Source organism: uncultured Clostridium sp., from assembly GCF_947072515.1.
In the GTDB taxonomy this organism is placed as follows: Bacteria; Bacillota; Clostridia; order Clostridiales; family Clostridiaceae; genus Clostridium.
Genome location: NZ_CAMTIG010000016.1, coordinates 1 through 25162, shown reverse-complemented (window position 1 = coordinate 25162; position 25162 = coordinate 1). Strand labels below are relative to the sequence as shown.

The window sequence follows — 25162 nt, the reverse complement described above, 5'->3', positions numbered from 1 at the left end:
GTTAAAATAAATTTCAAATTTTAAAATATATAGATTATATGGAAATAGGAGTAAGATAGAATAGAGAGATTATTAATGAAAGGAATTAAAAAGAAAGGTGGAGCTAAAATGTTTAGTGAAGTTTTTGGAGAAAAAATAGAAGGATTCTATGATGTCAATCTTAGAGAAGCAATAAGGGCAGTTATTATAAAAGGAGACAAGCTATTAATGATAAAGACCAATAGAGGTGATATAAAGTTCCCTGGTGGAGGTAAAGAAAAGGGAGAAAGTGATGAAGAGACTTTAATAAGAGAGGTTAGAGAAGAGGCAGGATATGATGTTGAAAGAATAATTGAAAAAATGGGGACAGTAACGGAGCAACATTTTGATAAATATGAAAAAGAAAAAATATTTAAAATGGTATCAACATATTATTTATGTGAAGTTAAAGAGGAAAAAAAGCTGCAAAAGTTAGATGAATATGAAAAAAGATTAGGTTTTGAAGCAATTGAAATAGATATAGACGAAGCTATTGAAAGAAATGAGATAGTTATAAATGAAGTAGGAAATGAGGGATGGGTTTTTAGAGAGTGGGTAGTGTTACAAAAGCTGAAAGATGAATATTTAGTAAATAAAGTATAAGAATATTAAAATTTGAAATAAAAAGTATTATAATCTAAGTAAAGGATTACATAAATTTTTTATGGAGATGATGAGTTATGGGGAAAAGATTAAGAAAGCTTATAGAAGAAAGAGAAAAACTTTACTTAAAGGTGTTATTACTTGTGGAAGAAGGGGCTGGAAGCGAGGAAATATCTCATATTAATAGAGAAATAGAAGCATTAAATGCACAAATAGAATTAGAATAATTAGTATTTGAAAAATAAATTTAAGAACTCGTCTTTAGGCGAGTTCCTTAGATTTTATAGAAAAATAAATTTTTTAAATAAATATTGGGAAAAATAGAGACACTAAATAGAAATAAGATAAATAATTAAAGATTAGTTAATGAAAAAAAGAAAAGTGTGATGAAAATCACAGTTAATTTTTGGGGAATTAGATATCGTATAATTATAGAGATAGATAAAAATTTATCAAAGATTTATTAAATGAAAGTAGGTATTCGTATGAAGAAAGTACAGTCAACTTGTAATTATTGCTCTATTGCATGTAATTTAGATTTTTATGTTGAGGATGAAAAGGTAGTTAAAATAATTCCAACTAAAGAACATCCTATAAATAATGGATTTAGTTGTATTAAAGGATTAAGTTTAGATAAACAAAATACTTTATTTAAAACACATGGACCTCAAATTAAGAATAAAGATGGAATGATGGAAACTGTTTCTTGGGATACTGCTTTTGATGAAACAGCTAAGAGAATTAAAGACGTTCAAGAGAAGTATGGAAAAGAAAGTTTTGCCTTTATAAGTACAGGACAGCTTGATACTACAGAAATGGCTCTTATAGGGCATATTGGTAGAACTTATTTAGGTGGAAATGGAGATGGAAATACTAGACTTTGTATGGCTACATCAGTAGTTGCACATAAGCAAAGTTTTGGGTTTGATGCACCACCATATGCATTAAAGGATTTAGAACTTTCAGATACAATATTTTTAATTGGAGCAAATCCAGTAGTAGCACATCCTATTATATGGGGAAAAATAAAAGATAATAAAGAAGCAAAAGTTATTGTTGTAGATCCAAGAAAATCTGAAACAGCAAAGAATGCAGATATTTGGGTAGATATAAAACCAAAAGCTGATTTAACTCTTCTTTATACAATAGCAAACACGATAATAGAAAAAGATTATATAGATAAAGAATTTATAAAAGAACATGTAGATGGATTCGAAGATTTCAAAGAGTTTGTTAAGAAGTTTACATTAGATAATGTTTTTGAAGAAACAGGAATAAGTAAGGAACGAGTTTTAGAACTAGTAGACTTAATACATAATGGGAAAAAGGTTTCTTTCTGGTGGACTATGGGAGTAAACCAAAGTTATCAAGCAGTTAGAACAGCTCAAGCTATAATAAATTTAGCACTTATAACAGGAAACATAGGAAAACCAGGAACAGGAGCAAATTCTATTACAGGTCAATGTAATGCAATGGGTTCAAGATTATTTAGTAATACAACAGGACTTTATGGTGGAGGAGACTACACTAATGAAGCAGAAAGAGAAAAGGTTGCTAATGCTTTAAGAATAGATAAAGAAATGCTTCCTACTAAACCAACTATTCCTTACAATGTAATAATTGAAAAGGCAATAAAGGGAGAAATTAAGGCTCTTTGGATAGTTGCAACAAACCCAATTCATTCATGGACTAACAATGAAACATTTAAAAAGGCTGTAGAAAACTTAGATTTATTTATAGTTCAAGATATATATGATGATACAGACAGTGCAGTTTATGCAGATATAATGTTACCTTCTACATCAACTCTTAAAAAAGAAGGGTTTTTAATAAATACTGAAAGAAGATTAACAGGTCTTCAACCAGTCCTTAAAAAGTTAGAAAATGAAAGAGATGACTATGATATTTTCTTAGGTGTAGGAAAAGCATTAGGAATGGGAAATACTTTAGAGGTATGGGAAACTAAAGAAAGTGCATTTAATGTTTTAAAAGCATGTACTAAAGGATTACCTTGTGAGTTTACTGGAGTTAATTACGAAGATTTAATGACTTCAAAGGGAATTCAATGGCCATTTAAAGAAGGAGAAAAATTAGAGTCAAATGAAAGAAGACTTTATGAAGATGGAAACTTCTTTACACAGAATAAAAAAGCAAAAATGCTATTTGAAGAAGTAGCAGAAAACCCAGTAGAAACTACAAAAGAGTATCCATTTACTTTAAATACAGGAAGAGGAACAGTTGGGCAATGGCATACTCAAACTAGAACTAGAGAAATAGCATTTACAAATCATGTTGTAGAAGATGAAGCTTATGTTTATATCAATAATGATGATGCAAGCATTTTAGGAATAAAAACTAATGATTATGTAAATCTAAAATCAATAAATGGAGAAAAATCAAAATTCTTAGTTAAAGTAACAAAGGATGTTAAGAAGGGTGAATTATATGCACCACTTCACTATATAGAAACAAATAAATTAACTCCATCAGTATTTGATACGTATTCAAAAGAACCATCATATAAGACATGTGCAGTTAATATAGAAGTTATAAAATAAGATTTCTAGTTTATACGTACAATTAAATTTTAAAGATTGGGGATAAGATTATGAAAAGAATTAAAATAGATAGAAATAAGTGTATAGGATGTTTAACTTGTACATCAGCTTGTATTGTTTCACATGATTCAGAAGAAACAAGAAGTAGAGTAGTTATAGATAGTGAAGGGAAATATGCACCAATATTTTGCAGACATTGTGAAAAGCCAGAATGTGTATTTACTTGTATGACAGGTGCAATGCATAAAGATAAAGAAACTGGATATGTTCTTTATGATAGCAAGAGATGTGCTAGTTGTTATATGTGTATAATGGCTTGTCCATACGGCGTTTTAAAAGCAGATGATAGAAGCAAAAAAGAAATAATGAAATGCGATATGTGTGTTTCAACTAAAGAAAATACACCTCAATGTGTAGCAAAATGTCCAATGCAAGCAATAACACTTGGGGAGGTAGAAGAATAATGAGATATGTTGTAATAGGAGCTTCAGCAGCAGGAATAAGTGGAGCAAAAACATTAAGAGAATTAGATGAAAATGCAGAAATAGTTTTAATTTCTAAAGATGAAAATGTATATTCAAGATGTATTCTTCATCACTATATAGAGGGAATAAGAAATGTTAAGCAATTAGATTTTTCAGAAGATAATTTCATGGAAAAATATGATATAAACTGGATGAAAGGGATCCATGTTTTAAAACTAGATTCAGAAAATAAAGTTTTAGAATTAAGTAATGGTGAAAATCTATCTTATGATAAAGTTTTAATAGCAAGTGGTGCTTCATCATTTATTCCTCCAGTAGAGAATTTAAGAACTGCAAATCACGTTGTAGGCCTTAGAAATTTAGAGGATGCTGAAGAAATCGTAAATAGAGGGAAAGTTGCACAAAGTGCTGTAGTTTTAGGTGCAGGACTTGTTGGAATAGATGCAGTTTCAGGACTTATGGATTACGATTTAGAGTTAAGTTTAGTTGAAATGGGAGATAGAATACTTCCTCTTCAATTAGATAAGTATGCAGCAAGTCAATATGAAGAAAGATTTGCAAAAAAAGGTGTTAACTTAAAGCTTGGAGTAGCTGCTCAAAAGTTAATAGTTGATGAAAATAATAATCCAAAAGGATTACTATTAAATACAGGAGAAGAGGTTCCTTGTGAGTTAGTAGTAGTTGCAACAGGAGTTAGATCAAATGTAAGTTTCTTAGAGGGAAGTGGAGTAGAGTGCGATAAGTTTGGACTTATTATTTCACCAAAGGGAAAAACAAATGTAAAAGATATATATGGTGCTGGAGATGTAACAGGAAGAAATCCAATTTGGCCAACAGCAGTTAAAGAAGGAATAATTGCAGCATCTAATATGCTTGGAATAGAAAAAGAAATGACTGATTTCTTTGGAAGCAAAAATACAATGAATTTTGTAGGGTTAGCAACTTTATCTTTAGGAACAGTAAATTTAAATGATGAAAATAAAGATGAGTATGAAATTGAAGAAGAAACAGATGAAAATGGATATAGAAAGATACTTCATAAAGATGGAAAGATTTATGGAGCGTTAATTCAAGGAGATCTTTCTTATGCTGGAGTATTAACTCAATTAATCAAAGAAAGAATAGATATTTCAAAAGTCAAGAAACCATTGTTTGAAATAGATTATTCAGATTTCTTTAATGTATCAGAAAACTTTGAATATACTTACTAAAATTAAGGATGCAGTTTTGCATCCTTTTTAGTCTATATATTGACATAAAAAAAAATTATGTATAGGATGGAGATATATAATTTAAAGAAAAAGGTGATGAGTTATGTTTAAAATGGATGAAGGTTTAGGACTTTTAATGAATGTAATAGATAAATTAATGATAAATACTTTTAATAGAAAAATAAAAGAAAAAGGAATAAATATTACTTTTGAACAATATACAATACTTACAATGCTTTGGGATAATGAAAATTTATGCCAATATAATTTAGCAGAACTTACTAATAGAGATCAAGCTAGTACATCAAGATTAATTAATACATTAATAAAAAATGAACTTATAGTAAGGGAAACATCAGAAAAAGATAAGAGAGTAAAAAATATAAAGCTAACAGCAAAAGGAGAAGAGATAAAAGATACTGTAAAAAGTGTTGTAAAGGAATCTTTTAATGATGCAGTTAAAGATGTTACAAGTGAAGAAATGAATGAGGGAATGAATTTCTTAAATAAATTGAGAATAAATTTAAGTGAAAAATAAAGAAATTGCATGATTGCAATCTCTTTATTTTAAATTAAGCTAAGATTTGAGAGAGTTCTTTAGCACTATTATGTATAGTATCTTCACTTAAAGCATGAGTTTCATATAAGACATAAGTTGGTAAGAATTTCATACCAGTAAAGTTTGCCATAGCTTGATATGGTCTAGTTAATTCATCAATAGAAAAGTTTTGATATCCTCCAGCTCTATATGCAGAATCTTTACCACCGGCAGAAATTGCAAGCATAAATTCTTTTCCATTAAGTTTAGTACCATTTGGCCCATGTGAAAAACCAAAAGATAAAACATTATCTTGCCATTCTTTTAAAAGAGAAGGTGCTGCATACCAGAGAAAAGGAAATTGATAAACAATTCTGTCATGGGCTAATAATAAAGCCTGTTCTTCTTCAATATTGAACTTTCCATCTTTAGAAACTTTATAAAGTTCATGGATTGTAATATTATCATTTTTAGATAATGTTTCTCCCCATATTTTATTTACCTTTGAATTGCTCATATCTGGATGAGCTATAATTACTAATGTTTTCATTGTAAATCCCCCTATAATTTATATTAATACTTGCACATGCAAGTTGTTTATGAGATTAGTATACAACATTATACTTGCATATGCAAGTATAAATATAAAGGGAATTAATGGGAAATATTTTTAAAAGTGAAGACGACTATAAAATAATGTATTATAATAATATATATATAAATAATTAAGGAGGAATTTTTATGACAGTTAAAATGTTACACACATGCATAAGAGTAAAAGATTTAGAAGCATCGTTAAAATTCTATAAAGATGGATTAGGGTTAGTTGAAACAAGTAGAAAAGATTTTCCAGATTATAAATTCACATTAGTATATTTATCTAATGTACAAGGTGGATATGAAATAGAATTAACTTATAATTATGATATAGAAAAACCATATGAGCTAGGAAATGGATATAGCCATATAGCGATTGGGATAGAAGATTTAGAAGGATTTAGAGAAAAACATATAGCTTTAGGATATGAAGTAACTGATTTAAAAGGATTACCAGGAGAAAAGCCAAAGTATTATTTTGTAACTGATCCAGATGGATATAAGGTGGAAGTAATTAGATGTTAGAAAGAACTGATTTATTCAGTTCTTTTTTTAATTCTCTTAATATTTAATAAAAGGGTAATTTGGGATATAATAGAAGTGTAATAAAAAGAAAAGGAATGAGAGCATATGGAGGAAACAAAAACTAAAAATAAATATGAAATATTAGATTTATTCTTAAATAATAATTCAGATTTAATATATATTAGTGATGTTGAAACACATGAGATTATTTATGTAAATAATAATATAGAAGAGATGTTTAAAGAGCAGAAACTAATAGGGGAAAAATGCCACAAAGTATTTCAAAATTTAGATAAACTTTGTTATTTTTGTACAAATGAAAAAATAAAAGATGATATATCAGGTAATTTTTATGAGTCAGAATTTTATAATGAAAAATTAAATAAAAAATTTAAACTTAAAGATAAAATGATAGATTGGTTTGATGGTAGAAGAGTACGCTTAGAAATTGCAAGTAGCTTAAGTGAAGAGGTTATTAACTTGGATTTAAGTAGAGTAATTAATTATGAAAATGCATTAGAAGATATTTTAAATGATTTTGAAAAAGGTGTAGACTTTACAAAATTAGTAGAGAAAGTTTTATATTTAATTGGTGAATATACAGGAGCATCAAGGGTATATATTTTTAATATTGATTTATTTCAAGATTATATAAGTAATGTTTATGAATGGTGTGCAAAAGATGTAACACCACAAATAGAAAATTTGAAATGTATTCCATGTAGTAGTATTCCATGGTGGATGGACAAGCTTCTTAAAGATGAGCATATATTTATACCAGATGTAGAAAAAATGCCGGAAGAAGCTATAAATGAACAAAAAATACTAGAAAATCAAGAAATAAAATCTGCAATTGTTATTCCACTTAAAGTATTTGATCAATTATATGGATTTATAGGAATTGATAATGTATTAGAAGAATCAATTTGGAATGAAAATGAAGTAGAAACTCTTATGAGTTTTGTTAATGTTATTTCGAAAATAATGGAGAGTAATTATAAATATAAAGATAGTGAAGAAATAACTCAAAAATATAATACTATTTTTGATGCGACAGTGAAGCCAACAATTATAGTAAATGAGTGGAGAAAAATAATTATATATAATAATGAGTTAGCTGAATTCCTTGAGATAGAAGAAAATATAAATGGGACACTGATAGATAAGTACATAGAAGAAATTGATTTAGAAAGTAGTAATAATAAGGAATTTACAGTTTTAGTAAATGGAAAAGAAAAGAATATTGTAGTAACAATAAAAAAATTAACTAATATAAATCAATATGTAATAACTTTATTTGATGTAACTGAAAGAAAAAATGCAGAAAAAGAATTAAGAGAGCTTGGTTATAAAGACAAATTAACTAATTTATATAATAGAAATAAGTATATTGAAGATATTGCAGAAATAGGCGAAAAAGGAATAGGAAATATAGGAATAGTTATAAGTGATATAGATGGATTAAAATTTATAAATGATTCTTTAGGTCATGATTTTGGAGATGAAGTAATAAGAAAGTTTGCTAGAATATTAAAAGATTATGATAACGAAGAAACATTGGTATATAGGTTTGGCGGAGATGAGTTTATTATCATTATAAAGGGAGTAACTAAAGAAAAAATTATAGAGATTAGTGAGGATATTAGAAATAAAATAAGTTTAGCAAATGAATATGGAGAAGAGAAATATATAAGCGCATCTATAGGAATAGCATATGGGGAAAGCAAAGGAATAAATGAATTATTAAGAGAAGCAGATGTAAATATGTATAGGGAAAAAGTGAAAAATAATAGATGTGTAATAGATGAGATAGTTAAAGGATTCGAAAAAGCATTAGAGACAAAAGATTATGGGATGTTGAATCATGGAACAAGAATGGAAGAGTATGCATTGTTAATTGCAGAAAAATTAAATTTAAGTAGTAGGAGAAAGGATAGATTAAAACTATTGTGTAAATTCCATGATATAGGAAAGATAGCAATTGAAAATAATATCTTATTTAAACCTGGAAAACTTACATTTGAAGAATTTAATATAGTAAAACAACATTCTGAAATAGGATATAGAATAGCTAGAAATTCATCATTACTAGAAACTATAAGTGACTTTATATTAAAGCATCATGAAAGATTTGATGGAAACGGATATCCATTAGGAATAAAGGGAAAAGAAATACCATTAGAATGTAGGATTGTAGCTTTAGTAGATACCTTTGATGTAATAATAAACGAACGTCCATATAAAAAGGCAGCAACTTTAGATGTAGCTATAGAAGAAATAAAAAGATGTATGGGAACACAGTTTGATCCGAGAATAGCAAAAATATTTATTGAGATATTAGAAAAAGAGAAAAAATTACAATCTTTAGATATTAAAAGGAAAAAATTAAGTTGAAAATTAGAAGATAGGTAGTATTTAAAGATATATCTAATAAATAGATAAAAAAATAAATAGATAAAAACGGAGTGTTAATAGCTTGCTTGTATTTATAAGATAAAAACCCTCATATTTTGCTGAAAGATGGAATGTAATTTTAATTTAAGAAATTAAAAATGAATAATATTATAAATATATTAACAAATGTTTAAAAATGTAGAAAAGTATAAAAAATAGGATAATTTAGGTGTATTATAGTAACATATGTAAGGAATATAGAAAAATGTAATGTTGGAAAACACTATATTTTTAGTTAATAAAAAATAGTACTTTGATAAAAAGGCTATAGATAGATTAGGGGAGTTTTTAATTATGAAAAAAAAGTTATTAGCAGTAGTTATATTTACTATAACAACGATTACACCTATGTTTACAATTAGTGCATTTGCAGACACAATGAGCCAAGTGCAAGCAAGTAAAGCACAACAAGAGCAACAAGCACAGCAAGCTCAACAGCAATTAGAGAAATTAGATAACCAAATTCAGAACTCAATGATTCAAGCGAATCAATTAGATGGAAAAATAAATGAAGCAAATGCAAATATTAAATCATATCAAGATCAGATATCACAAACACAAACTAAATTAGAGCAAAGTAAAGTTAAAATGGACCAAGAGATTGCAGGACTTTATAAATCAGGATATGCAAATAATGGATTATTAGCATATTTAAATGCACTTTTCTCAGGAAATAGTTTTTCACAAATTGTAACTAATTTAGAAGATGTTTATAGCATAAATCAATCAAACCAAAAAACATTAAATCAAATAAAAGCACAAGAAGATCAATTAAAAAGTGAACAAGCTAGTTTACAAAGTAATGTTCAAACATTAGAAAATTCAAAAACAGCAGTAGCTAAAAACTTAAATGATCAAAATGATGCTAAAAATAAAGAGCAAGGAATATTAAGCCAAGCTCAAAACCAAGTTGCGAAGTTATCACAACAAGAAATACAAATACAACAAGCACAAGTACAAGCTGCTTTAAAAGCTGACCAAGCAAAAGCAGAAGCTGCTGCAAAAGCTGCAGCTGCAAGTAAAGCTGCTGCAGAAGCAAAAGCAGAAGCAAGTTCAAATTCAGCAGCAAAAGCAAGTACAAGCACTAGTGCACCAGCAAAAGCAAGCACAAGTTCATCATCAAATACTAGCTCGAACTCAAGTTCAAAATCAAGTTCAAATTCATCTCAAACTATGACAGTTACAACTGCAAATGGAAATGAACAAGAAAGTGTTGGAAATACACAATATGTACCAAACAATTCACAAGCTAGTGGAAGTGCACAAGCTATAATTTCTTATGGAGAACAATTTATAGGAGTTCCTTATGTTTGGGGAGGAGAAAGTCCAAGTGGATTTGACTGTTCAGGATTAATGCAATATATCTTTGGACATAACGGAGTAAGTCTTCCAAGAACATCAGAAGCTCAACAAGAATGTGGAACACCAGTTGCAAAAGGAAACTTACAACCAGGAGATTTAGTATTCTGGGGAGAACCAGCTTACCACGTTGCTGTATACATTGGTAATGGACAAATTCTAGTTGCACCTCATACAGGAGCATATGTAACAGTTATGAATTTATATCCATACACTAATGCTAGAAGAGTATTATAATAAAAATTAATATAAAAATAGAGGGACTGCTTTTTAGCAGTTCCTTTTTTGCATGTTAATAAAAATTTTATTGTAATAGGTTTAAGTTTTTACTAGTTAGCTAAATAATGGTACGTTGAGTTATTTGAAAAAAAGGATTGGAATATTAGATAAATAAAACTAATAGTATAAATAGAAAAGATTAAAATGAGGGGAAATATGAAAAAAAAGATATTTAGTCTAGTATTTATACTAATAATTATAGTAAGTAGTTTTGTAGGGTGTGGAAATACAAAAGAGAAAGAAGGAAGTAAATTGAAAATTGCAGCTTTAAAAGGACCAACAGCTATGGGAATGGTAAAGCTTATAGAGGAAGATAAATATGATATAGAAATTTTAGGTTCGCCAGATGAAATAATGCCAAAGATTATAAAGGGAGATATAGAAATAGCATCAATTCCAGCAAATTTAGGAGCTAATTTATATAATAAGACAAATGGAGAAATAGAAGTTCTAGCTATTAATACCTTAGGGGTTCTATATTTAGTTAATAATGGTGACGCTGTAAAGGGGATTAAAGATTTAGAAGGGAAAACTATCTATTCAAGTGGAAAGGGAGCTACACCAGAGTATGTATTAGATTATATTTTAGAAAAAAATAATTTAAAAGATAAGGTGAATATAGAGTATAAATCAGAACATACAGAATGTTTAAGTGCTATATTAAAGAATAAAGATGGAATAGCTATGTTACCTGAACCTTTTGTAACAGGAGCAAGATTACAAAATAAAAATATAAATGTTGTATTAGATATAAATGAAGAGTGGAAGAAAATTTCAAATGGAAACGCACTTATAACTGGAGTTTTAGTAGGGAAAAAAGGAGTATTAGAAGAACGAAAAGAAGAGGTTTTAAATTTAATAGATGAATATAAAGCTTCAGTAGATTTTACAAATAATAATGTGGAAGAAGCAGCTATATTGATAGAAAAAAATAATATAGTAAAGAAAGAAATAGCAGTTAAAGGGATAGAAAATTGTAATATAGTATGTATTACTGGGGATGAAATGAAGGAGAAATTATCTAGTTATTTAGAGATATTAAATGATAAAAATCCTAAGTCAATAGGAGGAAAATTACCAAATGAAGATTTTTACTTTATTAAATAAGAATAAATGGAAAATAGGCGGAATATTATTTTGGATTTTTATTTGGGAATTATTTAGTTATGTAATAGGAGAGGAGATACTTTTTGTATCTCCTATTTCTACTTTTAAAAGACTTTTAGAATTAATAGTTATGAAAGACTTTTGTGGAACAGTATTTTTCTCTTTTTCTAGAATTGCATTAGGATTTACATTAGCTTTTGTAATTGGAATATTTTTAAGTATCCTCTCTTGGAATAAGAAATTTATAAGGATATTAATAGAACCATTAATCACATTAATACAAGTAGTTCCAGTTGCATCATTTATTATAATAAGTTTAATTTGGATAGATTCTAAGAATTTATCTATATTTATTTCATTTCTAATGGTGTGTCCTATTATTTATAGAAATACCTTAAATGGAATAGAGAATACAGATAAGGAATTATTAGAAATGGCAGATGTGTTTAAGATATCAAAAGAAAAGAAGGTTAAGTATATTTATGCTCAAAGTGTAAAGCCATTCTTAATTTCAGCTTGTACAGTTTCTTTAGGCTTATGTTTTAAGGCAGGAATAGCAGCGGAGGTTATAGGGATACCTAATGGGTCTTTAGGTGAAAAGATATATGAATCAAAGATATATTTATACACTGGAGATTTATTTGCATGGACAATAGTAATAGTATTGATAAGTGTAATATTTCAAAGGCTATTTTTAAAAGTATTGAATTTAACTTTTTTTAAAATGGAGAATGGATAAATGGATATAGTATTAAAAAATATAAGTAAATATTTTGGGGAAAAGGAAGTTTTGAAAAACTTAGATTTAACTATAGAGAAAGGGAAAGTTACGGGTATAACAGGTGAATCTGGAGTGGGGAAAACAAGTTTATTAAAAATACTTATGGGAATAGATAGGGGATTTACAGGTGAAGTTTTAGGAATAGAAGATAAAAGGATTAGTGTAGTTTTTCAGGAAAATAGATTATGCGAAAATTTAACTGTAAAAATGAATATAAGGATAATAAATGAAAAAATAAGTGATAGTGAAATGGATAGATGTTTAAATAGATTAGGACTAAAAGAGGCATTGAATATAAAAGTATCTGATTTAAGTGGAGGAATGAAAAGACGGGTAGCAATTTTAAGAGCTTTATTAAATCCCTTTGATATGCTTATTTTAGATGAACCTTTTAAGGGATTAGATAGTAAAAATAAAAGGAAAACAGTAGAGTTTTTAAAATCGAAAATAAAAGGGAAAGAGGTTATTATAGTAACACATGATAAGTTAGATGGTGAACTTTTTGAAGATGTAAACTGGATAGAGTTATAAAAAATGGCTGCTTAGAGGCAGCCATTAACCTTTTAATATAAGACATTATATGAAAATAAAATTATTTCCAAGCTTGATAATAAGGGTTATATTTAATTTCTTCACCAATTGTAGTGCTATCCATATGATCTGGATGAACATTTAAATTTGGATCTAAATTATTTAATAGATAAAGAATACTGTTTCTCATATCGTGGACATTTCCTGTATTAAAATCAGTTCTACCTACTGAATTTTTAAATAATGTATCTCCAGTAAATAAATCATTCTCAAATTTATAGCAAACACCACCAATAGTATGACCAGGAGTAAAGAAAACTTCTATTTTTTTATCTACAAAAGGAATAGAATCTCCTTCGTTTAAAGGAATAATTTCTCTACCTTCTAAAGAGTAGTTTCTTTTTAAGCCTCTTTCAGTATACATATGTTCATAGTGATTTTTAAATAAAGGATATTCCTTTGAAGAAAGATATATAGGAACATTATAAACGTCTAAAGCACTCATATGATCAAGATGACTATGAGTTAATAGAATTCCTAATACTTCTAAATTATTATCCTCTACAAATTTTTGAATTTTTTCTTTTTCATATCCAGGATCAACGATAAAACATTTACCCTTATAATCTATAACATAAGAGTTTATTTCAATAAATTTATCCTTATAAATTTCACCAGCAACTACTATTTTTTTCATAATAAATCCTCCTTAGATTAAAAGAATACAAATTACATGAGTAAATTATATTACTAAGAAGGTAGAATATCAAATAAATTAGAAATATAAGGATATTAGCTAATAAATATTATGTAGAAAAATAAAGAGGTTTCAGGAGGAAAAGAAGATATAAAAAAGGGATTGATACATAAAAAGCATATTCTGGTATATATTATTATGAATTAATAAATAAGGTGATAATATTGGAAAAGTGCAAGATTTATTACTTAGGAAAAAGAGAAGTAAAAGAGGATGTAGATGGTGAAAGTCGAGAAGGTAATTTCTATTTAATAAAAAGAAAAAAAGAAGATATAAAAACTATAAATCATCATATTTTACTTTTAGATACATCTTTAAGTATGGAAAATGAAATAGAAGGGTTAAAGAAGGGCGTAAAGGAAACTTTAAATGCTTTAAAGGGAGGAAGATGTAATTATGTATCTATAATTACTTATTCAGGACATGACAAAGGGAGAAGGATATTAAATGGAGTCAAATGCGATAAAGCATCTTATGAGATGGGAGAAGTTTTTAAAAGAGTAGATGAAGAAATATTAGTGCAAAAGGGGAATGTAATATCAGAGCCTTTAGAAACAGCAATAGAGATAACAAAAAGACTTGCTCCTTACTGTAATAAGAATCATATAATACTATTTACAGATGGAAGGATTGAAACTACTAAGTGGAGTATAGAAGAAGAAAAAGAAAGAATATTAGGATTAGCTGAAATATGTAGAGAAAAAAATATATATTTTAATAGTATTGGATTTGGGCAGTATTATGATAGAGTATTTTTAAAAAAATTAATAAGAAAAGTTGGAGCAGGAAGTATATATCATATAGATAAAATAAAGGATTATTATAAAGCTGCAATGGACTTTTCAAAAGGGATAAATAATAGAAGTCTTTTAAAAGTGAATATAGAAAATAAAGAATATTTTAGTTTGAATACTTATAGTATGGAAAGTGAAGGGGAATTAAAGATAAGTTATGATGCAGATGAAGCCATAATATGTGTTTTTAATGAAGAACTGAAAATAAAAGAAAAAGTAATTAATGCTAAAAGATATAAAAAAGAAGGAGAAAGAGCTTATGAAAAGTTTTTATACTCCTTAAGTTTATATCATTTAATGAATGAAGACTTAGAAAAGGCAGAATATTTAATATCTCAAACAGGAGATATAGAAATTTATAATAAGATAAATAATTGTTATTCATTTATAGAATTAGGTGGAGCTATGAATGATTTAAAGGAAGTAATAGAGGATGAAAGTAAGAGGTTTAAGAAGGGCAAACAAGAGATAAGAATAGAAAAAATTGAGAATGAAAAGATATGCCTTTTAGAAGTACTGAAAAAAATAATGGATGATAAGGGTTCAAAACTTTTATGGGAGTATAGTTATAAATATAATAGGATTGGAAGGAAAAAAGAATTAATTGAAAATAGATATAAATTTATAAGACCAGAGTTAGGATATGGAAAGGTAACAGATATAGAAATAGGGAAGAAGAAGCTTAATGTGGGACTAAGAGTAAAAGTAGAAGGACATGTTATGGATAAGAACACTAATTTAAAGTTAGATAGTCATATATTTAGGGGATATAACCTAATTTTAAATGGAAATATAAATACAGAAGTTATATGGTGTATTTTATCAAAGGAATTGAAAAAGCTTTTTAGAAAAGAGAAGATAATAAAAGAAGTAAATAAATATGGGGAAAATGAAATAATAGTTTTAGATTTGAAGAAGATAAGAACTACAAATAAGAGAGTATTAAAATCTTTAAATGCAGAGGAAATAAGAAATTATCTTTATGAAATAGAAAAATTAAAGTGTAAAATTGGAATAGTAAATGAGAGGTTAAAACGGTTAAGGTTAGAGAGCAAGATAGGAAGAAGATCTTCATTATCCTTAAAAGAAAAGGTGAGAAGAGATTATAAAGTAGACTTAGGTGGGTTATATAGACCAATTGATGAATTTAAAGATAAGAAAGTGGCTTGTGAAACATATGAAGCTACGGTTTTAGAATGGAAAATAGAGAAGTTTCCTAAAAAGAAAGAAGTGGAAGAGGCAAAGGAATATTATAAAAAATTTAGAGAATTAAGTTTAGAAGAAGAGATAGAAATACTAGAAGAAGAATTTATGCGAATGAAGAGAGAAAAAGAAGGGATGGAGTATAAAGTAAATATAGTTAGATTATCCTGTGGGTTAATGAAAAAATCACCATTTATTTGGGATGAGGAAAAAGAAAAGGAAAAAAGAGAGATGGATAGAGAGTTTGGAGTAAATAATATTATTGATGGAAAAGTTAATATCTTAACTAAAAAAATAAATGGAATAAATTTAAGACAAGATAGATATGGAGTAATAACAAAGCATGATTAAATAGGATTATAAATATATAAAATTTATTGACAACAGGCTTTAAGCTAAGGAAAAAGAGCTTTTTCAGAGTTGAAGAAGTTCTTTTATTTCTATATGAAGTACTAGAAAATAAAAAGAAGGGAAAGATAAAATAAGAACAAAGGGTCATAAAATATTAAAAATATTATTCATTGACTTAGAGTTAACTCTAAGAGGTATACTATATTAAGAAACACACTAAGGAGGAAGATTTATGAATTTACAAGTTTTAAATAAAATAAATGGACCTAAGGATGTAAAAGGTCTTAATAATGAAGAACTTAATGTTTTAGCAAAAGAAATTAGAGAAACATTAATAGATACAATTAGTACAAAGGGTGGACATTTTGGTCCAAACCTAGGAGTAGTAGAAATGACTATTGCTATGCACTATGTATTTAATTCACCAATAGATAAAATAGTTTATGATATATCTCACCAAGCGTATGTACATAAAATGCTTACAGGAAGAAAAGAGTATTATATAGATAAAGATAGAATGAAAGAAATTAAAGGATATACTTCACAATATGAAAGTGAACATGATTTCTTTACAATAGGACATACTTCAACTTCAGTTAGTTTAGCTTGTGGTTTAGCTAAAGCTAGAGATGTAAAAGGAGAAGAAGGAAATATAATTGCACTTATAGGAGATGGTTCTTTAAGTGGTGGAGAAGCTTATGAAGGTTTAAACAATGCAGCTGCTTCAGAAAAAAATATTATTATTGTTGTAAATGATAATAATATGTCTATAGCAGAAAACTACGGAGGACTTTATAAGAACTTAAAACTTCTTAGAGATACAGAAGGTAAAGCAGAGAATAACTTCTTTACTACATTAGGATTTGAATATCACTTCGTTAAAGATGGACATAACATCCAAGAATTAATAGAAGCATTTAAAGAAATAAAAGATACTAAAGTACCAGTAGTACTTCATGTTAGTACAACAAAAGGTAAGGGATATGAAATAGCTGAAAAGAATAAAGAATCTTTCCACTATGCTATGCCTTTTGATGTAGAAACAGGAAAACCAAAAATGCAAATGCCAGAAAGTTATGCACAATTAGCAGGAAAGCTTTTATTAGAGAAAGCTAAAAAAGATAGTAGAATAGTTGCAATAACAGCAGGAACTCCTTCATTCTTAGGATTAATTCCTTTTAGAGAACAACTTAAAGATCAATATGTAGATGTTGGTATAGCAGAAGAACATGCAGTAGCATTTGCATCAGCTATGGCATTTGCAGGTGGAAAACCAGTTGCTTCATTTGCAAGTACATTTATTCAAAGAACATATGACCAATTATCACATGACTTAGCTATAAATGATAATTCAGCATTATTAATGGTTTATAATGGTGGAATAACAGGAGCTGACGTAACTCACCACGGAATATTTGATATACCTTTAATTTCAAATATCCCAAATATAGTTTACTTAGCACCAACTAATAAAGAAGAATTCTTAGCTATGATGGAGTGGGGAATAGAACAAGATGGACACCCAGTAGCTATAAAAGTTCCAGTAGGACCAGTAGTATCAAAAGGAATAGAAGTTAAAGCTGATTTCAGTAACTTAAATAAATTCCAAATGGTTCAAAGTGGTGAAGAGGTTGCAGTTTTAGGACTTGGAGCATTCTATGGACTAGGAGAAAAATTAGTAGAAAAATTAGAAAAAGAATTAAATATTAAAGCTACACTTATAAATCCAAGATTCATAAGTGGAATAGATAAAGAAATGTTAGAAGACTTAATGAAAAATCATAAAGTAGTTATAACATTAGAAGATGGAATTTTAGAAGGTGGATTTGGAGAAAAAGTTTCAAGATTCTACAGTGATAAAGAAATGAAAGTATTAAACTTTGGAGCTGAAAAAGAATTTACAGATGGAGTTCCAGTTGCAGAACTTTATAACAGATATCACTTAACTGATGAATTAATAGTAGAAGATATTAAAAAAGCTTTAAATAAATAATAGAAATGAAGAAGTGCTAATTTTATTAGCACTTCTTTTAATATGCAAGAAAGGATAAAATTTCAAAATAATTTTAATAATATGTAGAATTCTAAGAATTATTATTATATAATAATATAAGTTAATATATTGATTTAGGGGGAGATATAATATGAAAAAACTTTTCAATGCGTCAATGCTTTACTTAGTTTTTGGACTTTGTGCAGGTGTATTCTACAGAGAGTTTACAGTACTTAATGATTTTACAGGAAAAACTCAATTAAAGGTAGCACATGTTCACATTCTAGTTTTAGGATTCTTAATGTTTTTAATGCTTACTTTATTTGAAAAAGTATTTAAAATAAGTGAAAGTAAATGGTTTAATAAATTCTTTATAGTATATAATGTAGGTGCATTATGGTCTATGATAATGTTTCTAGTTATTGGTGTAGCACAAGTTAAAGGAATTACACCAGGAGGAGCATTAAATGGAATTGTAGGACTTGGACATATCGTTATAACAGTAGGATTTGTCTTCTTATTCTTAATGTTAAAAGAAAGAATACTTAAAGATGAAAATTCTATAAAAAAAGAAAAGAAATTAGCAAAAGCATAAAATAGAAAACCTGTCCATTTTGAGGACAGGTTTATTTTTTATATTGTAATATTATTTTTTAACTACAATATGTAGGTGCTCAGTAGCATCTCTATATTGAGGAGATTCACAAGTTTCAGCAGAAACTTGAAGTAAGTTATTATATGCTATAGGATTTGAACTGAAAAGCTCATTAATTTTTAAGGATAAACCAGATAAGAAGCCTTCAGCACCAGCATAAGATAAAACTTTGAAGTTAGTCTTTTTTACTTCATTTAAAGCATCTTCAGGAGTTGTAGTGTAAAGTTCAGTAAAACTTTCTTCATGGCTAAACTCTTGTGATTTTAAATAAGGGTAAATATTATTAATATCTTCAAATTCATTACTAAACTCTGTAACGCCTGCCTTTAATATACCAAAGGAATTAATATAAGCAATAATAGCAACTCCATTTGGTTTTAATATTCTATAAGTTTCATTAAGAATTTTTTCTCTAGAAGAACTATCTAAAACATGATATAAAGGACCCATTAAAAGAACAGCGTGGAAAGAATTACTAGGAAGAATATGAAGATTTAAAGCATTTTCACAAATATAAGATTCTGCTTTTAAATTTTCTTTTTCTATAGTCTCTTTAGCTAAATCTAATTCTTTATTTGAAAGTTCAAATAGAGTGACTTTATAACCTTTCTTTAATAACTGGATAGAATATCTTCCAGGACCAGATCCGATATCGGCAATATGACCTTCTTTAGGGAAATATTTATCTATTAAATAGAGTGTACTAAGAAATTCAACTTTGCTATAAGGATTAGCAAGCCTGTCCCACTCTCTTTCATAATTTTCATTATAATACTCTTTAACTTTGTTACTCATAAATTATCACACCTCTCAATTTTATTATACCAAAAAATGTAATTAAATGTATTTGAAAGTAAGAGATATATAATAGGAAAATACTAATGAAGAGTTATAATAAAAGTACAGAATATAAGAAATTATATATGAGATAAGCTAAAATGAGTTTTTATTAAATTATATAAAAGATAGTAGAAGGATGTGTAAAAGAATGGAATTTAAGAATATAGCTGTTTTAGGAACTGGAACTATGGGAAGTACAATAGGAACTATTTGTTTAAAGATGGGGTTTGAATGTACTATTTATGGAAGAAGTGAAGGAAGTTTAAATAAGGCAAAAGAGTTTATAGAAAAAGAATTAATGTATGAAAAAGAAAAAATGAACAATTTAAAGTTAGTAAAGTCTTTTGAAGACTTAGAGAATTGTGATTTTGTAATAGAAGCTTTAGCTGAAGATTTAGAAATAAAAAGAAAAATATTCAATGAATTAGATGAGAGAATGAGAGATGAGGTAGTACTAGCGTCAACTACATCAGGACTTTTACCAACAGATATAGCAAAAAATATGAAACATAAAGAAAGATTTATTATAGCTCATTTTTGGAATCCGGCTCATTTAATTCCTTTGGTAGAGGTAGTTCCAGGAGAAGGAACTTCAAAGGAAACTATAGAGAAGACTATGGAAGTTTTAAATAGACTTAATAAGAAACCTATTCCAATGGAGAAAGAATGCAAAGGCTTTATAGGTAATAGAATTCAGCTTGCAATGCTTAGAGAGGCTATGTATATAGTTGAACAAGGATATGCAACTATAGAAAATGTAGATAAAGCTGTGGAATATAGTATAGGGAGAAGGCTTCCAGTTACAGGAACATTAAAAAGTTGTGACTTAGGTGGAACCGATATATTTAAAAATGTATCAAGCTATTTATTCCAAGATTTGTGTGATTATAAAGAAGAATCAAAAACTTTAAAAGATTTAGTGGAAGAAGGAAAGCTAGGAAGTAAAAGTGGAGAAGGATTCTATAAATGGGATAGTGAAAATTTAGAAAAAGTAAATCAAAAGAGAAATGAAGTTTTGAATTATTTTAATAATCAAGATAAAATAAGAGATTAAAGTAAGGGACTATAGATTAGAGAATAAAAATATATAAACTATGGTATAATTTTAAATAAAGATAGTAAGTAGGTGAGAGGTATGAAATTAATAATTTATCATGGAAGTGATAAGAGGATAGATAATCCAAGATATGATGGTGGGAGAAAATTTAGTGATTTTGGAATAGGTTTTTATGCGACTACTAATATTGAAATGGCAAAAAGTTGGTCAACTAGGAAAATAGATAAGAAGGCTTTAGTGAATAAATATATATTGAATACTGAAGGATTAGAATCATTAACTTTTGATTTAGATATAAATTGGATACTGTTCATTGCTCATAATAGAGGTCTTATTGATAATAAAGAGCTTAAGAAATTTTTAGAAGAAAAATATAAAGATTTAAATAAATATGATGTAATACTAGGGCCTACAGCGGATGATAGAATGTTTGATACTATGAATATGTTTTTTGAAAATACAATAACTATAGAACATTGTATTCAATCTTTAAACTCTATGGATTTGGATATTCAATATAATTTAAGAAGTAAAAAAGCTATTGAAGCTATAAAATTTATTGAAAGTATAGAGTTAGATAAAGAATATTACTCTAGTGAAATAAAATTAAAGAAAACAATAATGAAAGAAAAAATGAAATTCATTAGAAAAAAGTACGGAAGTGTAGGAAAATATTTTGATGAGTTAGAAAAGGAGGATGCAATTGAAGGATTCAGTAATAGCTTGTAGACATTTAGGAAGATTTTTCAAAATATCTATTGACTATGATTTAGAGCCTATTGATTTTGTAATAAAAGCTTTAGAAAGTAATTATAAAATAGGTATAGAAGAATATAGAGGACAATGGTATTCTCAAAGTCCTTATTATTATATGGAAGAATTTTTAGAGGAAAATTATATAAGAAGAGTTAAGTATAAAGAAGAAGATAAAGAATACGAAAAGGAAAGAATGTATTGGCTTGGATATTGTTTGCAAGATTGGAGCAATAGAACTATATTAAATGGAAAAGATATAAGTGAGCATTGGGGAAGAGAAGGTATAGAGCAAATATATTCTCATTATAAAATATATCATACAGTAGATCCTCTATATGTTTTAGAAGATAGTATTGATATAAATGATATAAAGTTAGATTTTGAAAAGATTTTAACTAATAAATAGAAAGCTATAAGAATTTGTGGATTCTTATAGCTTTTTATTTTTATAAAATTTTATATTTTAAATTAAGGTTATTTTACTGTCCAAATTTTACTCTAGGAACAGCGATTATAGATAAAACTATAATAACTATTGAAAGAATTACTACTAAGACTGTGGCATAAAAAGGATTTATGCCCCAAAGCATTCCTATAATTGCACTTCCTATGAAACCACCTATGTATGTAAAAGCATTTACGATTCCATTTAATGAACCTCTAAATTGTGGGTTTGCAATTTGATTTGTTATAGTAGGAACTAGGTTTACAAGTACAAAGTATGCAGTAAATGAGAAAATACTAGCAAGTATAAGTAGAGGTAAACTTTTATGTGAAATCAATATAATTAAGTTTCCTAATATAAATAATACTCCAGCAAAAAGTGAAACTTCTTTTGTATAAGATTTTTTTATAAGTTTTACTGAAAGTTTCATTGTAATAAGTCCAATTAGCATTGAAGGAGTAAAAATCATCCAAAGATTTACCTCACCTACAAGCTTGTCTGCATATTCTGGTAAAATTATAAAATCTCCCATAAACATAAATAATGTTAAAAATCCAATAAAGCAGAATCCTAAAAATTTAGGGCTTTTTAATTTAGAGAATAAATAAGCTCTAGATTCCTTAGCAATTTCTTGTACTTCCTCATGAGAAAGCTTAACTTTTTTTGTATCTCTATCATCTTTTAATAAAAATAATATAGCGAAAAATACTATAATAACTAGAACCGTTGCAATTCCATAAAGTTCATGAACATTCCAAAGCATTATAAGTAGTGGTCCGCCACCTAAGGCAACTGCTGAAAATGATGATGTAATAAGAGAGCTAAGCCCCATTGCATCAGCACGTTTTTCATCGCCTACAGTTTTAGAAATCCAGGAATAAACACCTGCTGTTATTGCTCCAGTTCCTTGAAGGAATCTAGAAAAGATAAACATATAAGCATTTGAGGATAAAGCTGATAATAAAAGTCCAAATATAAGAACAAAAAGGCCTATTAAAATCATTCTTTTATTTCCGTGTTCATCACACCATTTTCCAAAAGGAACTTGGAAAAAAGCTTGAGTTAAACTAAAAGCTCCTAAAGCGATTCCACTTAAAGCAATAGTTCCAAATTTTAAGCTTATAGTATAGTTTGCAATAAAGGGAGCAACGATACTCATTCCTAAACTTCTAATTCCTAGTGCAACAGATAAAATAACTATAAAGGTTAATTGTCTGCTGTCTAATTTTGTTTCCATTTTAAAACCTCATCTCGAATTTAATTAATACTTTAGCATTATAGCAATAATTGGAGAATATACAAGAGATAGAGTATTAACAAAGATGGAATAAATTAAAAAAAGAAGTTGAAAATAAAAAGAATAAATGGTATTATTTGTAATTAATATGTGGGTGAAAAGGGGGAAAGGACTTATGTTAAGAAGGTTTGTTAAATATTATAAACCCTATAAGAAATTGTTTATACTTGATTTATTAGCAGCATTTGTAGTTGCATTATGTGATTTAATTTATCCAATGATAAGCAGAAATATTATAGATGATGTAGTGCAGAATAAAGATGGAAGAATGCTTTTGGTTTTTGGAATAACATTATTAAGTATTTTTATATTAAAAGCAGGGCTTAATTATTTTATGCAATATTATGGTCATATTTTAGGGGTTAATATGCAGGGAGATATGAGAGAGGAAGTTTTTGATCATCTTCAAAAGTTGCCTAACTCATATTTTAATGATAATAAGATTGGAGTTATAATGTCTAGAATTATAAATGATCTTATGGAAGTTTCAGAGCTTGCACATCATGGACCAGAAGATTTATTTATTTCAGTTATTCTTTTAATAGGTTCATTTTTTATATTAATAGGAATTAATGTAGAGCTAACTTTAATAATATTTGCAATATTACCGCTTGTAATTATTTTTGCAATTTTTAAAAGAAAAAAGATGAGTGCGAAATTTTTAGAGTCAAGGGTGGCTGTAGGAGATGTTAATGCAAGCTTAGAAAATAGTATATCTGGAGTTAGAGTAACAAAGGCTTTTTGTAATCATAAGATTGAAAAAGAGAAATTTAAAAAGGATAATAGAGTATTTAAAAAATCTAGAAATGAAGCTCTTAGAGCTATGTCAGAATTTTTCACAGGAATACTTTTTGGCATAGATATTTTAGAACTTGTAGTTTTAATAGTGGGAGGATACTTCACGTATATAGGAAGAATAACCTTAGGAGATTTTGCAGCATATCTTTTATATGTAAAAATGTTTATTCAGCCTATTAAAAAGCTTGTAAACTTTACTGAGCAATTTGAACTTGGAAGAACAGGTTTTATAAGATTTTTAGAAATAATGGATGTAGAAAGGGAGATAGAGGCGGAAAATCCTATACATCTTAAAAATGTCCAAGGTCATATAAATATAAAAAATGTTTCTTTTACTTATGAAGATAAAAAGAAAGTCTTTAAAGATTTAAGTTTAACTATTGAAAAAGGAAAAACCGTAGCTTTAGTAGGACCATCAGGTGGTGGAAAAACTACTCTTTGTAATTTAATACCTAGATTTTTTGATTATGATAATGGAAGTATAGAAATTGATGGTGTAGATATAAATAAGGTTTCATTAAATTCTTTAAGAAGAAATATAGGAATAGTAGCTCAAGATGTATTTTTATTTACAGGAACTATAAAAGAAAATATATTAGTAGGAAAAGCAGATGCTACAGATGAAGAAGTAATAGAAGCTTGTAAGAAAGCTAGAATACATGAATTTATAGAAGAATTATCAGAAGGATATGAAACATTTATAGGGGAAAGAGGAGTTAAATTATCAGGAGGTCAAAAACAAAGAATATCAATAGCAAGAATATTCCTTAAAAATCCTCCAATAATTATACTAGATGAAGCAACATCGGCTTTAGATAATATAACAGAAAAACAAATACAGGATTCTTTAGAAGAACTAAGTAAGGATAGAACTAATATAGTAGTAGCTCATAGATTAACAACTATAAAAAATGCTGATGAAATAATTGTTTTAACGGAAAATGGTATTGAAGAAAGAGGAAATCATAGGGAGTTATTAATTAAAGGTGGAATATATGCAAGCCTCAATAAATAGCTGGAGTTTTAAAGGGAAATCAATCGGTACAAAAATAAAAAATAAAAATTAAAACTAAAATCCAAACCCCGTGGCACGGAACAGCTAATAGCTAGTCCGTTTGCCCGGCAGACTGTGTAAAAACTAATATTTATACTAATCTAAGTATAAATATT

At 27.7% G+C, this 25162-nt stretch carries 23 protein-coding genes; 19 read left to right on the top strand and 4 right to left on the bottom strand.

Features of this window, described 5'->3' with window-relative positions; all coding sequences use genetic code 11:
* Window positions 1-75: 75 nt before the first annotated feature.
* The 6 genes from Q0W06_RS07925 to Q0W06_RS07900 all read left to right on the top strand — a co-directional run bounded on the left by Q0W06_RS07925 (window position 76) and on the right by Q0W06_RS07900 (window position 5413).
* A complete protein-coding gene (locus Q0W06_RS07925; protein WP_297633596.1) occupies window positions 76-621 on the top strand; it encodes an NUDIX domain-containing protein in 546 nt (181 codons plus the stop codon).
* A gap of 77 nt (window positions 622-698) precedes the next feature.
* Complete coding sequence (locus tag Q0W06_RS07920; protein WP_297633594.1) at window positions 699-848, top strand: hypothetical protein; 150 nt, start codon at window positions 699-701, stop codon at window positions 846-848.
* Between the two features lie 258 nt (window positions 849-1106).
* Complete coding sequence (locus Q0W06_RS07915) at window positions 1107-3179, top strand: molybdopterin-dependent oxidoreductase (protein ID WP_297633592.1); 2073 nt, start codon at window positions 1107-1109, stop codon at window positions 3177-3179.
* Window positions 3180-3229: 50 nt separating this feature from the next.
* Window positions 3230-3643 (top strand): 4Fe-4S dicluster domain-containing protein, encoded by a 414-nt coding sequence (locus Q0W06_RS07910; protein ID WP_297633590.1) that lies wholly within the window; start codon window positions 3230-3232, stop codon window positions 3641-3643.
* Window positions 3643-4875 carry an NAD(P)/FAD-dependent oxidoreductase gene (locus Q0W06_RS07905; RefSeq protein WP_297633588.1) on the top strand — a complete coding sequence of 411 codons (1233 nt, stop codon included), beginning with the start codon at window positions 3643-3645 and terminating at the stop codon, window positions 4873-4875. Before Q0W06_RS07910 ends, Q0W06_RS07905 begins: the two co-directional genes overlap by 1 nt.
* Window positions 4876-4978: 103 nt before the next feature.
* The gene (locus tag Q0W06_RS07900; protein WP_297633586.1) at window positions 4979-5413 is read left to right on the top strand and encodes a MarR family transcriptional regulator; all 435 of its coding nucleotides are present in this window, start codon (window positions 4979-4981) and stop codon (window positions 5411-5413) included.
* A 34-nt stretch (window positions 5414-5447) separates the two neighbouring features.
* Here Q0W06_RS07900 and Q0W06_RS07895 read toward each other — a convergent pair whose 3' ends face one another.
* Window positions 5448-5963 carry an NAD(P)H-dependent oxidoreductase gene (locus Q0W06_RS07895; RefSeq protein WP_297633584.1) on the bottom strand — a complete coding sequence of 172 codons (516 nt, stop codon included), beginning with the start codon at window positions 5961-5963 and terminating at the stop codon, window positions 5448-5450.
* 191 nt (window positions 5964-6154) lie between these two features.
* Here Q0W06_RS07895 and Q0W06_RS07890 point away from each other — a divergent pair, with 191 nt between their 5' ends.
* The 6 genes from Q0W06_RS07890 to Q0W06_RS07865 all read left to right on the top strand — a co-directional run bounded on the left by Q0W06_RS07890 (window position 6155) and on the right by Q0W06_RS07865 (window position 13046).
* Entirely contained in the window at window positions 6155-6535 is a 381-nt protein-coding gene (locus Q0W06_RS07890; protein WP_297633581.1) for a VOC family protein, read from the top strand.
* A gap of 105 nt (window positions 6536-6640) precedes the next feature.
* The gene (locus Q0W06_RS07885) at window positions 6641-8929 is read left to right on the top strand and encodes an HD family phosphohydrolase (protein WP_297633579.1); all 2289 of its coding nucleotides are present in this window, start codon (window positions 6641-6643) and stop codon (window positions 8927-8929) included.
* Window positions 8930-9283: 354 nt separating this feature from the next.
* Window positions 9284-10585: a C40 family peptidase gene (locus tag Q0W06_RS07880; protein ID WP_297633577.1), complete on the top strand. Its 1302-nt coding sequence runs from the start codon at window positions 9284-9286 to the stop codon at window positions 10583-10585.
* Window positions 10586-10783: 198 nt separating this feature from the next.
* The gene (locus tag Q0W06_RS07875; protein WP_297633575.1) at window positions 10784-11734 is read left to right on the top strand and encodes an ABC transporter substrate-binding protein; all 951 of its coding nucleotides are present in this window, start codon (window positions 10784-10786) and stop codon (window positions 11732-11734) included.
* The gene (locus Q0W06_RS07870) at window positions 11709-12473 is read left to right on the top strand and encodes an ABC transporter permease subunit (protein WP_297633573.1); all 765 of its coding nucleotides are present in this window, start codon (window positions 11709-11711) and stop codon (window positions 12471-12473) included. Before Q0W06_RS07875 ends, Q0W06_RS07870 begins: the two co-directional genes overlap by 26 nt.
* Window positions 12474-13046 carry an ATP-binding cassette domain-containing protein gene (locus Q0W06_RS07865; RefSeq protein ID WP_297633571.1) on the top strand — a complete coding sequence of 191 codons (573 nt, stop codon included), beginning with the start codon at window positions 12474-12476 and terminating at the stop codon, window positions 13044-13046.
* Window positions 13047-13107: 61 nt separating this feature from the next.
* Here Q0W06_RS07865 and Q0W06_RS07860 read toward each other — a convergent pair whose 3' ends face one another.
* Window positions 13108-13743, bottom strand: a complete 636-nt coding sequence (locus tag Q0W06_RS07860) for an MBL fold metallo-hydrolase (RefSeq protein WP_297633569.1) — start codon at window positions 13741-13743, stop codon at window positions 13108-13110.
* A gap of 224 nt (window positions 13744-13967) precedes the next feature.
* On the opposite strand from Q0W06_RS07860, the gene Q0W06_RS07855 reads away from it, so the two are divergent.
* The 3 genes from Q0W06_RS07855 (at window position 13968) to Q0W06_RS07845 (ending at window position 18739) form a co-directional block, all read left to right on the top strand.
* On the top strand, window positions 13968-16151 hold the full coding sequence (locus tag Q0W06_RS07855; protein WP_297633567.1) for a vWA domain-containing protein: 2184 nt from the start codon (window positions 13968-13970) through the stop codon (window positions 16149-16151).
* A 232-nt stretch (window positions 16152-16383) separates the two neighbouring features.
* Window positions 16384-18144, top strand: coding sequence for a 1-deoxy-D-xylulose-5-phosphate synthase (locus Q0W06_RS07850; RefSeq protein ID WP_297633565.1), 1761 nt, complete (start codon window positions 16384-16386; stop codon window positions 18142-18144).
* 151 nt (window positions 18145-18295) lie between these two features.
* The gene (locus Q0W06_RS07845) at window positions 18296-18739 is read left to right on the top strand and encodes a DUF2871 domain-containing protein (RefSeq protein WP_297633563.1); all 444 of its coding nucleotides are present in this window, start codon (window positions 18296-18298) and stop codon (window positions 18737-18739) included.
* A 51-nt stretch (window positions 18740-18790) separates the two neighbouring features.
* Here Q0W06_RS07845 and Q0W06_RS07840 read toward each other — a convergent pair whose 3' ends face one another.
* Window positions 18791-19594 (bottom strand): class I SAM-dependent methyltransferase, encoded by an 804-nt coding sequence (locus tag Q0W06_RS07840; protein WP_297633561.1) that lies wholly within the window; start codon window positions 19592-19594, stop codon window positions 18791-18793.
* Window positions 19595-19787: 193 nt separating this feature from the next.
* On the opposite strand from Q0W06_RS07840, the gene Q0W06_RS07835 reads away from it, so the two are divergent.
* The 3 genes from Q0W06_RS07835 (at window position 19788) to Q0W06_RS07825 (ending at window position 21858) form a co-directional block, all read left to right on the top strand.
* On the top strand, window positions 19788-20693 hold the full coding sequence (locus tag Q0W06_RS07835; protein ID WP_297633559.1) for a 3-hydroxyacyl-CoA dehydrogenase family protein: 906 nt from the start codon (window positions 19788-19790) through the stop codon (window positions 20691-20693).
* Between the two features lie 81 nt (window positions 20694-20774).
* Window positions 20775-21425, top strand: coding sequence for a DUF3990 domain-containing protein (locus tag Q0W06_RS07830; RefSeq protein ID WP_297633557.1), 651 nt, complete (start codon window positions 20775-20777; stop codon window positions 21423-21425).
* The gene (locus tag Q0W06_RS07825; RefSeq protein WP_297633555.1) at window positions 21400-21858 is read left to right on the top strand and encodes a hypothetical protein; all 459 of its coding nucleotides are present in this window, start codon (window positions 21400-21402) and stop codon (window positions 21856-21858) included. Before Q0W06_RS07830 ends, Q0W06_RS07825 begins: the two co-directional genes overlap by 26 nt.
* 73 nt (window positions 21859-21931) lie before the next feature.
* Here the strand turns inward: Q0W06_RS07825 and Q0W06_RS07820 are convergent, their stop codons facing one another.
* The gene (locus Q0W06_RS07820) at window positions 21932-23134 is read right to left on the bottom strand and encodes an MFS transporter (RefSeq protein WP_297633553.1); all 1203 of its coding nucleotides are present in this window, start codon (window positions 23132-23134) and stop codon (window positions 21932-21934) included.
* A gap of 175 nt (window positions 23135-23309) precedes the next feature.
* Between Q0W06_RS07820 and Q0W06_RS07815 the strand changes: the two genes are divergently transcribed.
* Window positions 23310-25007: an ABC transporter ATP-binding protein gene (locus Q0W06_RS07815; protein ID WP_297633551.1), complete on the top strand. Its 1698-nt coding sequence runs from the start codon at window positions 23310-23312 to the stop codon at window positions 25005-25007.
* The last annotated feature ends 155 nt before the right edge of the window (window positions 25008-25162 follow it).

What these genes read in the sequence shown, in the direction of transcription:
- Q0W06_RS07835 (WP_297633559.1), top strand. Translation starts at nt 19,788, where the DNA reads ATGGAATTTAAGAATATAGCTGTTTTAGGAACTGGAACTATGGGAAGT.
- Q0W06_RS07905 (WP_297633588.1), top strand. Translation starts at nt 3,643, where the DNA reads ATGAGATATGTTGTAATAGGAGCTTCAGCAGCAGGAATAAGTGGAGCA.
- Q0W06_RS07915 (WP_297633592.1), top strand. Translation starts at nt 1,107, where the DNA reads ATGAAGAAAGTACAGTCAACTTGTAATTATTGCTCTATTGCATGTAAT.
- Q0W06_RS07910 (WP_297633590.1), top strand. Translation starts at nt 3,230, where the DNA reads ATGAAAAGAATTAAAATAGATAGAAATAAGTGTATAGGATGTTTAACT.
- Q0W06_RS07900 (WP_297633586.1), top strand. Translation starts at nt 4,979, where the DNA reads ATGTTTAAAATGGATGAAGGTTTAGGACTTTTAATGAATGTAATAGAT.
- Q0W06_RS07875 (WP_297633575.1), top strand. Translation starts at nt 10,784, where the DNA reads ATGAAAAAAAAGATATTTAGTCTAGTATTTATACTAATAATTATAGTA.
- Q0W06_RS07925 (WP_297633596.1), top strand. Translation starts at nt 76, where the DNA reads ATGAAAGGAATTAAAAAGAAAGGTGGAGCTAAAATGTTTAGTGAAGTT.
- Q0W06_RS07830 (WP_297633557.1), top strand. Translation starts at nt 20,775, where the DNA reads ATGAAATTAATAATTTATCATGGAAGTGATAAGAGGATAGATAATCCA.
- Q0W06_RS07870 (WP_297633573.1), top strand. Translation starts at nt 11,709, where the DNA reads ATGAAGATTTTTACTTTATTAAATAAGAATAAATGGAAAATAGGCGGA.
- Q0W06_RS07920 (WP_297633594.1), top strand. Translation starts at nt 699, where the DNA reads ATGGGGAAAAGATTAAGAAAGCTTATAGAAGAAAGAGAAAAACTTTAC.
- Q0W06_RS07895 (WP_297633584.1), bottom strand. Translation starts at nt 5,963, where the DNA reads ATGAAAACATTAGTAATTATAGCTCATCCAGATATGAGCAATTCAAAG.
- Q0W06_RS07815 (WP_297633551.1), top strand. Translation starts at nt 23,310, where the DNA reads ATGTTAAGAAGGTTTGTTAAATATTATAAACCCTATAAGAAATTGTTT.
- Q0W06_RS07845 (WP_297633563.1), top strand. Translation starts at nt 18,296, where the DNA reads ATGAAAAAACTTTTCAATGCGTCAATGCTTTACTTAGTTTTTGGACTT.
- Q0W06_RS07865 (WP_297633571.1), top strand. Translation starts at nt 12,474, where the DNA reads ATGGATATAGTATTAAAAAATATAAGTAAATATTTTGGGGAAAAGGAA.
- Q0W06_RS07820 (WP_297633553.1), bottom strand. Translation starts at nt 23,134, where the DNA reads ATGGAAACAAAATTAGACAGCAGACAATTAACCTTTATAGTTATTTTA.
- Q0W06_RS07890 (WP_297633581.1), top strand. Translation starts at nt 6,155, where the DNA reads ATGACAGTTAAAATGTTACACACATGCATAAGAGTAAAAGATTTAGAA.
- Q0W06_RS07840 (WP_297633561.1), bottom strand. Translation starts at nt 19,594, where the DNA reads ATGAGTAACAAAGTTAAAGAGTATTATAATGAAAATTATGAAAGAGAG.
- Q0W06_RS07850 (WP_297633565.1), top strand. Translation starts at nt 16,384, where the DNA reads ATGAATTTACAAGTTTTAAATAAAATAAATGGACCTAAGGATGTAAAA.
- Q0W06_RS07885 (WP_297633579.1), top strand. Translation starts at nt 6,641, where the DNA reads ATGGAGGAAACAAAAACTAAAAATAAATATGAAATATTAGATTTATTC.
- Q0W06_RS07860 (WP_297633569.1), bottom strand. Translation starts at nt 13,743, where the DNA reads ATGAAAAAAATAGTAGTTGCTGGTGAAATTTATAAGGATAAATTTATT.
- Q0W06_RS07880 (WP_297633577.1), top strand. Translation starts at nt 9,284, where the DNA reads ATGAAAAAAAAGTTATTAGCAGTAGTTATATTTACTATAACAACGATT.